Source organism: Acinetobacter sp. QJM3NY_42 (genome assembly GCF_056173745.1).
The window spans coordinates 2,847,666-2,859,296 of record NZ_CM149689.1 but is presented as its reverse complement, the minus strand read 5'-3'; the positions used below and the strand labels follow the sequence as shown (position 1 = coordinate 2,859,296).

Below are 11,631 nucleotides of genomic sequence, written 5' to 3'. Positions count from 1 at the left end.
TTTCATTTTCAATATAAATATTTAATTTTAATAAACTCATAAATGATCCCTGCCAACATCAGTTTTCAAATTTTTTATCACGCTACTGTTATTTGAAATGATCCCAACGAGACAGATGCTCTATGCTACAATTTAAGGATTAAAAGGTTTTTTTGAGAGTAAATCACGTGGAAATTAATCCGTATCTAAACCAGTTAAAAGATTTAAGTGAACGTAGTCAGACTCTACGGGGGTATCTTTGACTACGATCTTAAAAAAGAACGGTTAGAAGAAGTTTTACGTGAGTTAGAAGATCCGAGTATCTGGAATGACCAGAGTCGTGCTCAGGCGATGGCTAAGGAAAAAGGTGAGCTTGAAAATGTTATTAATGTGCTGGAAGGTTTAAGTACCCAGCTGGAAGATGCACAGGCAATGCTAGACCTTGCAGTCGAAGCGGATGATGAAAGCCTGCTTGCGGATGTACAGGCTGAACTGAGCTCTGCGGAAGAAGCATTGGCAAAACTTGAGTTCCGCCGCATGTTCAGTAACCCCATGGATCCAAATCCCTGCTATGTCGAAATTCAGGCTGGTTCGGGCGGTACAGAGGCACAAGATTGGGCCTCTATGTTACTGCGGATGTATATGCGCTGGATTGAACGTCATGGCTTTAAAGCTGAGTTGATGGAAGAGTCTGATGGTGATGTCGCGGGAATCAAATCAGCCACTATCCGGGTAGAAGGCGAGTATGCATATGGCTGGCTACGGACAGAATCCGGTGTACACCGTTTAGTACGTAAGTCGCCATTCGACTCGGGTAACCGTCGTCATACGTCATTTTCTGCTGTATTTGTTTCACCTGAAGTAGATGATAATATCGAAATCGATATCAATCCATCTGATGTACGTACAGATACTTACCGTGCATCAGGCGCGGGTGGACAGCATATTAATAAAACTGACTCTGCAGTACGTTTGACCCATATGCCAACAGGTATCGTGGTTGCATGCCAGAATCAACGATCACAGCATGCCAACCGTGATCATGCCTGGAAACAGCTACGTGCCAAGCTTTATGAACTTGAAATGAGTAAGCGTAATGAAGCTGCACAAGCTTTGGAAGATTCCAAGTCGGATATTGGCTGGGGTAGCCAGATTCGCTCTTACGTACTTGATGACTCACGGATTAAAGATTTGCGTACTGGCGTTGAAAATTCAAATACCGGAGCAGTACTTGATGGCGATCTGGACAAGTTTATTGAAGCAAGTTTGAAACAAGGGCTTTAATTTTATTTATAGCTCATATAAAAACAGGAGCTGACCTCCTGTTTTTTTTAATTTTATTAATAAAATAATTAATTAGGTAATTTCATTAATTAAAAAAATCGTACTGCCAGCAAAATATCCCAAGCCCAGCAATAGCCCAATCCAGAACAGGCCGCCTAGCAGGTTATAAAGCAGAAACATCGGATAATTCATCTGATTGGCACCTGCAGCAAATGGAGCCACTGAACGTACAAAAGGAATAAAACGAGCCATCAGGATAGTTTTACCACCATGACGCACAAAATAACGATTTGTACGGGCTAAATGTTCCGGTTTGATAAAACGTGATTTTACACTGGTAATCTGTGGCCCAAAGAATTTACCAGTATGATAGTTAACAATATAACCTAGAGTGGCCGCTGCAAAAAGTAGCATGATCATAAAGTCAAGGTGCATAAAATCTACTGAAGCACATAATGCTCCTACACTCAGGAGCAAGCTGTCTCCTGGCAGAAAAAACATGGCAATAAATGCAGTTTCAGCAAAAATAATCATAAACAGGAGCGCATATACCCACATACCATAGGCTTCAATAAAGCCGGGCAAATGCTGTTCGAAACCAAGCAAAAAATCAATCAATTCCGTCTACCCATTTGTCGTGTTTATATAGAAAACGAGAAGTTACAGGCACTTCCATACAGCAGGCTGTATACAACGTTATACTCATTCAGCTTTGGCCTGATCTGGTCACAGTCAGAAATTCATATTTCAACATATAAATAAAAAATTAATATATTCAATATGATATAAAATTTATGACTTTCATTCATTCTCAAAACTGACAGCAGTATAACCCGGTTTAGCTTAAAGTAAACCTCAGGTGTTTATCGATAAAACTGCTTTTCTGGTCTGATCAGTAGCTTTATAAGTGCTCTGAATAGAATTTAAGACATAGTTGAGGAAAGGGTTAAATGCATATTAATATGGGGTATACCGCAATCTTCATATACTTCCCCAAAACATGCAAAACCGAGTTCCTGATAAAATGATGTTGCATGGACTTGAGAAGATAAACACAGCTGATCAAGCTGCTGCTCCTGTGCATATTCAATGATAGCCTGCATTAGAGCTTTACCTAAACCACGTCCACGATCAGTTTTAAGAACGGCCACCCGGCCAATCCAGTGGTTTGGCAGCAAACGTGCAGTTGCAATGGCACGTGTCTGATCATATAGAATAAAATGAACAGCATGTTTATCGTCCTGATCCCATTCATCTTCTGCTGCAATCTTTTGCTCCTGAATAAATACTTCAGTACGAATAAACTTTGCTGCTGACTGGAGTTCGTTCCAGCTGCCATGTCTAATCTGGAATAAAGACAAAACTTGCTCCTGTAGCATATCGATATAAATGAATTAGCCTGATTTTAATGCAGCAAACCAGTACTGCTACACTATTTTTATAAAACTTTTTGAAATAGAGAGTTTTAATATTGACTCATCAATGAGTACAGTGAAGGTTATGGGGAAAGTCTTCTGAGAGTGTTAAAATAAAATCCCCCGTTCAACAGATCACGTTTATTTCTAAATTGAATAACAAATATCGTAAAAATTCGATATTAATATCGATAAAAAACGATATAATGTATTTCAAGGGTGACGTGTTTTACATCAGTGCGAGAAAAAGTGATGGACACAGAAGCGATTTATAAAGCTTTGGCAAATCCGATCCGCAGGCAGATTTTACAGTGCCTGAAAGATCCTGAGCAGTTTATTCCTAAGCTAAATGAGTGTGAATATGATTTTAGCCGGGGAGTCTGTGCAGGGCAGATTGAAAAAATTGCCAATGTCTCTCAGTCGACTATGTCCAACCATCTGTCAGTGTTGCAACAGGCAGGACTGATCCAGGCAACTAAATATGGTCAATGGTCTTATTTTTCGCGCAATGAAGCACTGATCCAGGAATTTGTAGATACTCTACAACAATCTCTCTAAATCTTTTTCAGGTGAAGAAAAGATCTCCCAAGGATATGAAATATGACTGATCTGTCTACTCCCGCACAGTTTGGCGAACTTCAGCTCAAGAACCGTCTGGTTATGGCCCCATTAACTCGAACCCGTGCTACGGAAGACCGTATACCCACTGATCTGATGGTGGAATACTATACGCAACGTGCCAATGCTGGCCTAATTATTGCGGAAGCAACTGTGATTGCAGAAGAAGCAAACGGATATGAACGTAGCCCAGGTTTATATAATGATGAACAGGTCGCTGCATGGAAAAAGATTACAGATGCAGTGCATGCTGAGAGAAGCCTGATTGTTTCACAACTGTGGCATGTAGGCCGTATTTCACATCCAGATTTACTCAAGGGTGAAACACCAGTTTCATCAAGTGCCATCAAACCGAAAGGTACCGTTAGTCTGCTACGACCAAAACGTGAATATGTGACCCCGCGCCCGCTCGAAATTTCTGAAATTAAAGCCATTGTAGCGCAGTATAAGCAGGCAGCCATCTATGCCAAAGCTGCCGGTTTTGATGGGGTAGAAGTTCATGCTGCAAATGGCTATCTGCTGGACCAGTTCCTGCAAAGCAGTACGAATCAGCGTGAAGATGAATATGGTGGTTCTGTTGAAAATCGTGCCCGCTTCTTACTTGAAGTTGTCGATGTTCTGATTGAGGTATGGGGAGCAGGACGTGTTGGCGTCCATCTGGCACCACGTGGTGATGAACATGATATGGGCGATGATAACCCGAAAGAAACCTTTGGCTATGTGGCTGAAGAGCTGGGTAAACGTCAGATTGCCTTTATATTTACCCGTGAATATCTTGCAGAAGACAGTATTAGTGCCTACCTGAAAGAACGTTCAGGCATACCCTATATTGCGAACATGCGCCTAGATGCGGAAACAGCTAAAGAGCTGCTGGCCAGTGGTAAGGCAGACGCCGTATCGTTTGGCAAGGCTTATATTGCCAATCCGGACTTATATCAACGCCTGATGAGCAATGCGCCACTTAATGAGCTTAATACCACTACCATGTATGGTTTTGGACCGGAAGGCTATACTGACTACCCGACAATGGCTATATAAACACCAGGGTTAAAATTCTTAAGAGGCATGATCCAGAGGACTGGGTCATGCTATATTTGCCGATTGTTTCTTGACTGAGAGTTCTGCTTGGGAACACCATTTTGGTACAACGCCTTACTGGCGTTAATAAAGCCGCTTTATCGGAAGCGTTTATATAAACGTTCGGGACACTTGCTTGATTTTCAGGATGAGCTGCTGGAACGCTTTGGGCCTTTTCAGCCTCCTTTACATATGCAAGCGCTCTGGTTCCATGCTGTTTCTGTCGGTGAAACCAATGCAGCACAGCCTCTGATTGAACATTATTTAAGTTTAGGTCAGCCGGTACTATTGACCAATACGACCCGTACTGGACAGGCACGTGCCAAATCCTTATTCGCACAGCGTTATCCGGCACTGTTTCAGGCAGTATTTCTGCCGGTAGACCAACGTTACTTAATTGAAGAGTTTCTGAACAAATACCAGCCCAAACTGTTGGCACTGGTTGAAACTGAACTCTGGCCGAACCTGTTGCAGATAACCCGATTTCGGCATATTCCTATCTTATTGTTAAATGCACGCTTATCTGAAAAGTCCGCCAAAGGTTATGCCAGAGTAAAAGGCCTTAGCCGTTCCATGGTGGAATGCCTAGATTTAATGCTAGCTCAGGATCAGCCCACCAGACAGCGTTATATCGAATTGGGTATGCCACCTGAAGCTGTTCAGGTTGTAGGAAATATCAAGTTTGATATTTCTGCACCGCCTAAATTTACTGAACGGGCTGTCCAATTAAAGAGAGACTGGCAGTTAGAGCCACGCAAGATTATTCTACTGGCCAGTACTCATGCGCCTGAAGAACTAGAGCTGTTAACTGCTCTTCGGCCCTTTTTACAAAAGCAGCCAGAACTCTTATGCATTGTGGTACCACGACATCCGGAGCGTTTTAATGAAGTATTTGAGCAGTGCCAGAAACTGGCACTGCTTACCCGACGCCGTAGCCTTGACCAGACGATTCAGCCAGATACACAAGTCTATCTGGCCGATAGTATGGGTGAATTATGGTTATGGTATGCCTTGAGTCAAGCCTGTTTCGTTGGTGGCTCTTTAAATGAGCCAGGGGGCGGACATAATATTCTTGAACCGATTGCACTTCATGTTCCCACGGTTATCGGTATGCGATACTTTAATTTCCAGAGTATTGTTGATGAGTTCGTAGAAGCTCAAGGAATTCTGATTGCACATGATGCAAACGAGGCTGTAAACCAGCTGCTGGCCTGTATAGATGACCCGGAGGCCGCAGGTCATTTAAGCCAGCAAGCCTATAATATTCTCCAAAAAAATCAGGGTTCTTTAAATCGGCACATCCATGCTATTGATCAGTATTTATAAGTCAGCATAAAAATGAATATTGTTTTACTTGAGCCGCAGGCAGCAGCGCCCGAAACATGGACTATCTGTTCCAGACGTCAAGTCCAGCATTTACATCAGCATCTGAATATAAAGACAGGTGATACTTTAAAAGTGGGTATCCGTAATGGTGAGCGTTACCTGACAGAAATCGTTGCTCTGAATGACAATACAGTACAGGTACGGCCATTAAAACAGGAACAGCTACCAGATAAACTTCCTGTCACCCTCATTGTGGCTATGCCACGGCCAAAAGTATTACGCCGCCTGATTATGGACAGTGTAACACTCGGTGTTGAAAAGATTATTTTATTGCACAGCTACCGGGTCGATAAAAGCTACTGGCAAACCCCATTTTTACAACAGATTGAAAGTTATGTAACGCTGGGGCTGGAGCAGGCAGGAGATACAATTGCACCAGCTGTAGAAATCCATAAGCGTTTTAAGCCTTTTGTTGAAGATATATTGCCCGGGTTAATCTCAGCGCAGCAACCTGCTTATGTGGCACATCCCTATAGCGAGCAGGCTATGCCGTCCAGTATAGTGCATCCCTGCACTGTAATTATTGGACCAGAAGGTGGCTTTATTCCTTATGAAATAGAATTGCTCACTCAAAATGGCTGTCAGGCCGTGCATCTAGGCCAACGTATTATCCGTACTGAAACCGTGATTCCATATGTGTTAGGTCGGCTGTTTAGTGGCATCTGATGGTTTATCTTCCTGTACTAGACTGTTGTCGCCGCGGTAAACTTTAACTTCCTGTACCGGATAAGGAATAGAGATGCCATGCTCATCAAAGGCTTTGATCACCTGTTCCTGAACTTCACTGACTGAAGCACCAATATTGGTTTCTTTTGTATCAATCCACCAGAACACGCTGAGCCTGACAGAAAAGTCAGATAAAGCAGAAACATTCACACTAAAAGCCGGCTGGCTTAAAATTGTACGCTGGTTATTAAGTATATTCAGAATCAGTTCTTTGGCTTTTTGTGCATCATCTTCATAGCTGATCCCGACATCAAAGTTACAGCGGCGGCGCGGGTAGGCAGTGTTGACAGTTATTGAGCTGGTATAGACTGTCGCATTTGGGATCAGAATACGGCGACCATCCGGCGAGCGTAAATAAGTTGCCCGAATCTGGATATCTTCGACCGTACCTTCCAGTCCATTTACAATAATATCGTCACCAATCCGGAAAGGTTCACTCAGTAAAATCAGGATACCTGAAAGCAGGTTCTGAAAAATATCCTTAAATGCAAAACCGATTGCGACCGAGCCGATTCCTAACGCGCTCATCAGTTGTCCCGGTGTAAAGCCGGGCACTGAGATTACCAATGCAATCAGCAAACCAAAAGATACAATGAAGGTACTTCCTACCCGGTTTAGTACCAGAACCAAATTCTGTCGGGTATAGGTTTTATTATGCAGGGTCTTACGAATAAAAAATTTAAACAGGGCTGATAAGAGCCAGAAAATCAGGAAAACTGCTAGAGCAATACAGAAGTAGGGCACACGTTCCCAGAAACCTTCAATGATCTTATCAATGGTACTATAGGCATCATTATATTTGCTGGTGTGTTCAATCACCTTTTGTGCAGTTTTTTCACCTGCTTCGTGCAGTAACTGAGTAGTTCCCTCAGTTACATCACTCAATTTCTTTGCTTCTTCAGCCACAGCTTCATCCGCACCTTAAACAAAGACCATATTCTGCCTGAAAACCATATTGAATTTAATCGGCTACTTGCCAAAATTATACATAGGCTGTACCTGAGTTAAAAATACGGCGTCGCTTTTTGCAAGACTTCCCGTGGTATTTCAATAGGCTGACTTTCACTCAGGTAAATCCAGGTACTGCGGCTAATAAAGAAGCTTAAAATGACTAAAGCAATTAACAGCCAAGCTACAGTTTTTTCCCAGAGCAAGGTTCGACGTGGATGCCCAAAACGGTTAATTCCTGCATCACCCGCGGCAAAAAGCAGGTAAATCATGAACAGGAAATTAACCAGAGGTAAGAACAGCAGCAGTGCCCACCAGCCGCTATGATTACGGTCATGCAAACGTCGTACTATCAGGACCAGGTTAAAATAGGCATAAAGCAAGGTAAGTATTAATAAACCTATACTGGCCAGCTGATCCCACATCCCTGTAATACTATAGCTCTGAGGAGTGCTTTGCATATTAAAGCTGCCCATGAGCAGACTGAATATAACCAGTATGAAGAAAGCGATACAATTTAAAAGGCCATTCCAGCCAATATAGCTTAAACGGCTAAAGCGCCCTCTCATCGAAAGAGGATGATCGGTTTCAGTGGGGTAAAAATTATATTCAGCAGTCATGATCGCTCATCAGTTAATGGCTGGATTGGGTAAGAAAATGTTGCTTTTATGCAATTATTAAAGTTTTACCGGTTTAAAATTATAAGATAAAGATTAAATTAGTTTGTGATAAATCAATCATATTTGTTAAAAAGCAGTTATTCTGTTGAATAAAAGTTAAGCGTTTTATCTACGACCAAAGCATGATTGTCAGTTGTACTGAACAGTCCTATTACTGGTTAAAAGGCAATCAATAAAATAAATAATACCCCGTGCTAAAAGTCTCGTGAGGAGACGTAAAATATCAAGGAAGTGATACTATGAGTGAGATCTATCCTGTACCTGAAGAATTTAAAAAAACTGCCCGCACTGTCGAAGAAGATTATCTGAAACGTTACCAGCATTCGATTGAGCAACCTGAAGAGTTCTGGGCTGAAGAGGCAAAAAGGATTGACTGGATCAAGCCATTTATACAAGTTAAAAATAGCAGTTTTGCTGCTGATAATTTCAAGATCGAATGGTTTGCTGATGGCCAGCTTAATGTCAGTGCCAACTGTCTGGACCGACATTTAAAAGAGCATCCGCACAAGCCTGCAATTATCTGGGAGGGAGACCATCCTTCACGTCACAAGATTATTTCTTTTAAAGAACTGCATGATGAAGTATGCCGTTTTGCCAATGCCCTGAAAAAATACGGGATTGTTAAAGGCGACCGGGTAGTCCTATACATGCCAATGGTCAGTGAAGCTGCCATTGCCATGCTGGCATGTGCCCGTATTGGAGCAGTGCATTGTGTAGTCTTTGGGGGATTCTCTCCTGATTCGCTGGCCAGCCGTATTGAAGACAGCCAGGCAAAAATGGTAATTACCGCTGATGCCGGTATGCGGGGCGGCAAGCTGATTCCTCTTAAAGAAAGTGTCAATCAGGCCTTAGAGCATGCAGAAACAGACTCAGTTGAACATGTAGTAGTAGTACACCGTACCGGTAATCCGGTAGAAATGAAACCAGAGCGCGATCTGTGGTATCACGAAGTAATAACTGAAGTGAATGAAATCTGCCCGCCGGAGCCGATGAATGCTGAAGATCCACTTTTTATTCTTTATACCTCTGGCTCTACCGGTAAACCTAAAGGCGTACTGCATACTACTGGCGGATATCTGGTTTATGTCAACAGCACCTTTCGAGAAGTATTTGATATAAAACAGGACGACATATACTGGTGTACTGCCGATGTGGGCTGGATTACTGGTCACAGCTATATTATTTATGGGCCATTATCTAATGGTACCACGACGGTAATGTTTGAAGGTGTGCCGCAATATCCAAGTTGGGCGCGTGTAGGCCATATTGTCGACAAACATAATATAACCATCTTATATACTGCACCCACTGCAATTCGGGCCATGATGCGTGAAGGTGATGCTTACGTGCGTGAAAGTGACCGCAGTAGCCTGCGTTTGCTGGGCTCTGTTGGTGAACCGATTAACCCTGAAGCCTGGTCATGGTACTACAACGTAGTTGGAGAAGGGCGCTGTCCAATTGTCGATACCTGGTGGCAGACTGAAACGGGCGGCATACTGATTTCACCACTCCCCGGTGCGACTGACCTTAAACCCGGTTCGGCTACGCGGCCTTATTTTGGAGTGCAACCTGCTATTGTCGATGGTGAGGGTAAGGAGCTGGACGGTGCAGCAGAGGGTAACCTGATTATTAAAGATTCCTGGCCGGGCCAGATGCGAACCATATGGGGAGATCCACAGCGTTTTATTGAGGCCTATTTCTCGACATTCCCGGGTAACTATTTTACTGGTGACGGTGCTCGTCGTGATGAGGACGGTTACTACTGGATCACAGGTCGTGTTGATGATGTGTTAAATGTTTCAGGTCACCGGCTGGGAACTGCAGAAATTGAAAGTGCCTTGGTGGCACATGACCATGTTGCTGAAGCCGCTGTAGTGGGAATGCCTCATGAGATTAAAGGACAGGGGATCTGTACTTTTGTAACCTTACAGGCAGGCGTTAATGAGTCTGAAGAGTTAAGGCAGGAACTGGTCAGCTGGGTACGCAAGCAACTTGGCCCAGTGGCAACACCAGATGCGCTGCACTGGGCACCCGCACTGCCCAAGACACGTTCCGGTAAAATTATGCGCCGTATTTTAAGAAAAATTGCTGCCAATGAACTGGACAGTCTGGGAGATACTTCGACCTTGGCAGAACCAGCTGTAGTCGAGCAATTGATTGTTACGGTCTATCCGGGCCACAAGTAAAATATTTCTGAATACCGCCTTGCTTTAAGGCGGTATTTTTAACTATAAGAATAAACTGAAGAATACACACAGCTGTACAAGCCATAAAATTTTAATGAGTATCCTAGATAAAAGCTTAATGAATACAACAGAAAATTCTTACTCTGCCGAGCAGGCGATACAGACAGCACAACAACTCACCCGGCTATTTTCACATACCGCTGCCTTACGTGATAAGCAGGGCGGTAACCCTAAAAAAGAACGTGACCTGATTCGGGAAAGTGGGCTACTTAAACTGTCAATTCCTACTGAATATGGCGGTTCAGGAGCAAACTGGACGACAATTTTTGAAACTATTCGAATTATAGCGCAGGCAGACAGTTCACTGGCGCATGTCTACGGATTTCATCACTTGTTGATTGCCACGGTACAACTGTTTGCACAACCACAACAATACGCCAGCTGGTTCAAGCAGACTGCTCAAGATAACCTGTTTTGGGGCAATGCGCTCAACCCCCTCGACCGTCGTACTACAGTAACCCGAATTACAGATCATGAATATGTTTTTCAGGGGGATAAAAGCTTCTGCTCCGGTTCAATAGACTCAGACCTGCTGCTGTGCTCGGGCTATGATGAACAGGGCAAATTGCTGATAGGTGTGATTCCATCGCAGCGCAACGGCGTTAGTTTTTTAGGGGACTGGGACAATATGGGTCAGCGCCAGACCGACAGTGGCACCAGCCATTTTGAACAGGTGCATGTCTATAAAAAAGAGCTATTACTTAACCCCGGCCCACTGAGTACGCCCTATTCGAGTCTTCGTCCGCTTATTGCACAGCTGATTTTTGTCCATTTATTTTTAGGTGTAGCAGAAGGAGCATTTGAGGCTGCTAAAGCTGTTGTACAGGGCCAAAAAGCCTGGTCAAAGTCTCTGGCTGAACAAGCTGTAGATGACCCTTATATCCAGAAACATTTTGCCGAGTTTTATGTGCAGCTTGAAGGGGTAAGGCTACTTGCAGCAGACGCTGTGAAGAAACTGCAGGCAGCATGGTTACAGGGTGAACACTTAAGTTCAGTGCAACGCGGGGAGGTTTCTATTGCAATCGCAACTGCTAAGATTGCTGCGACCAATACCTCACTTTATATCACGCAAAATATATTTCAGGTCATGGGGGCACGTGCCACAGCTGCCAAACTGAATCTGGACCGCTTCTGGCGCAATGTTCGAACCCAAACCCTGCATGATCCGGTTGACTATAAATATCAGGAAATTGGGGAATGGATATTAACCGGTAAACTACCTGAACCCAGCTTTTATTCTTGAACGGGTATGAGAGAAATAATTTTCAGTTC

At 43.5% G+C, this 11,631-nt stretch carries 11 protein-coding genes; 7 read left to right on the top strand and 4 right to left on the bottom strand.

Going from position 1 to position 11,631, the window contains the following annotated elements:
* Nucleotides 1–167: 167 nt before the first annotated feature.
* A protein-coding gene (gene prfB / locus AC0VYT_RS13590) for a peptide chain release factor 2 (RefSeq protein WP_100067877.1) occupies nucleotides 168–1,263 on the top strand; the annotation gives its coding sequence in 2 pieces (ribosomal slippage) (nucleotides 168–239 and nucleotides 241–1,263; 1,095 coding nt in all).
* Between the two features lie 72 nt (nucleotides 1,264–1,335).
* Here prfB and AC0VYT_RS13585 read toward each other — a convergent pair.
* Nucleotides 1,336–1,881, bottom strand: a complete 546-nt coding sequence (locus AC0VYT_RS13585; protein WP_005404655.1) for a VTT domain-containing protein — start codon at nucleotides 1,879–1,881, stop codon at nucleotides 1,336–1,338.
* Nucleotides 1,882–2,186: 305 nt separating this feature from the next.
* Entirely contained in the window at nucleotides 2,187–2,642 is a 456-nt protein-coding gene (locus tag AC0VYT_RS13580) for a GNAT family N-acetyltransferase (RefSeq protein WP_005017860.1), read from the bottom strand.
* Nucleotides 2,643–2,930: 288 nt separating this feature from the next.
* Between AC0VYT_RS13580 and AC0VYT_RS13575 the strand changes: the two genes are divergently transcribed.
* The 4 genes from AC0VYT_RS13575 to AC0VYT_RS13560 all read left to right on the top strand — a co-directional run bounded on the left by AC0VYT_RS13575 (nucleotide 2,931) and on the right by AC0VYT_RS13560 (nucleotide 6,425).
* Entirely contained in the window at nucleotides 2,931–3,236 is a 306-nt protein-coding gene (locus AC0VYT_RS13575; protein WP_005017861.1) for an ArsR/SmtB family transcription factor, read from the top strand.
* A gap of 42 nt (nucleotides 3,237–3,278) precedes the next feature.
* Nucleotides 3,279–4,334: an alkene reductase gene (locus AC0VYT_RS13570; protein WP_005017862.1), complete on the top strand. Its 1,056-nt coding sequence runs from the start codon at nucleotides 3,279–3,281 to the stop codon at nucleotides 4,332–4,334.
* An 87-nt stretch (nucleotides 4,335–4,421) separates the two neighbouring features.
* Nucleotides 4,422–5,699, top strand: a complete 1,278-nt coding sequence (locus AC0VYT_RS13565; protein ID WP_005017863.1) for a 3-deoxy-D-manno-octulosonic acid transferase — start codon at nucleotides 4,422–4,424, stop codon at nucleotides 5,697–5,699.
* A 12-nt stretch (nucleotides 5,700–5,711) separates the two neighbouring features.
* Complete coding sequence (locus AC0VYT_RS13560) at nucleotides 5,712–6,425, top strand: 16S rRNA (uracil(1498)-N(3))-methyltransferase (protein WP_005017864.1); 714 nt, start codon at nucleotides 5,712–5,714, stop codon at nucleotides 6,423–6,425.
* Here AC0VYT_RS13560 and AC0VYT_RS13555 read toward each other — a convergent pair.
* Nucleotides 6,399–7,391, bottom strand: a complete 993-nt coding sequence (locus AC0VYT_RS13555) for a mechanosensitive ion channel family protein (RefSeq protein ID WP_005017875.1) — start codon at nucleotides 7,389–7,391, stop codon at nucleotides 6,399–6,401. The genes AC0VYT_RS13560 and AC0VYT_RS13555 overlap by 27 nt on opposite strands.
* Before the next feature lie 98 nt (nucleotides 7,392–7,489).
* Nucleotides 7,490–8,053: a DUF805 domain-containing protein gene (locus AC0VYT_RS13550; RefSeq protein ID WP_005017876.1), complete on the bottom strand. Its 564-nt coding sequence runs from the start codon at nucleotides 8,051–8,053 to the stop codon at nucleotides 7,490–7,492.
* Between the two features lie 299 nt (nucleotides 8,054–8,352).
* Here AC0VYT_RS13550 and acs point away from each other — a divergent pair, with 299 nt between their 5' ends.
* Together acs and AC0VYT_RS13540 are read left to right on the top strand one after the other, a co-directional pair.
* On the top strand, nucleotides 8,353–10,299 hold the full coding sequence (gene acs / locus AC0VYT_RS13545; RefSeq protein ID WP_005017877.1) for an acetate--CoA ligase: 1,947 nt from the start codon (nucleotides 8,353–8,355) through the stop codon (nucleotides 10,297–10,299).
* Nucleotides 10,300–10,417: 118 nt separating this feature from the next.
* Nucleotides 10,418–11,602 carry an acyl-CoA dehydrogenase family protein gene (locus AC0VYT_RS13540; protein ID WP_005404652.1) on the top strand — a complete coding sequence of 395 codons (1,185 nt, stop codon included), beginning with the start codon at nucleotides 10,418–10,420 and terminating at the stop codon, nucleotides 11,600–11,602.
* Nucleotides 11,603–11,631: the final 29 nt, after the last annotated feature.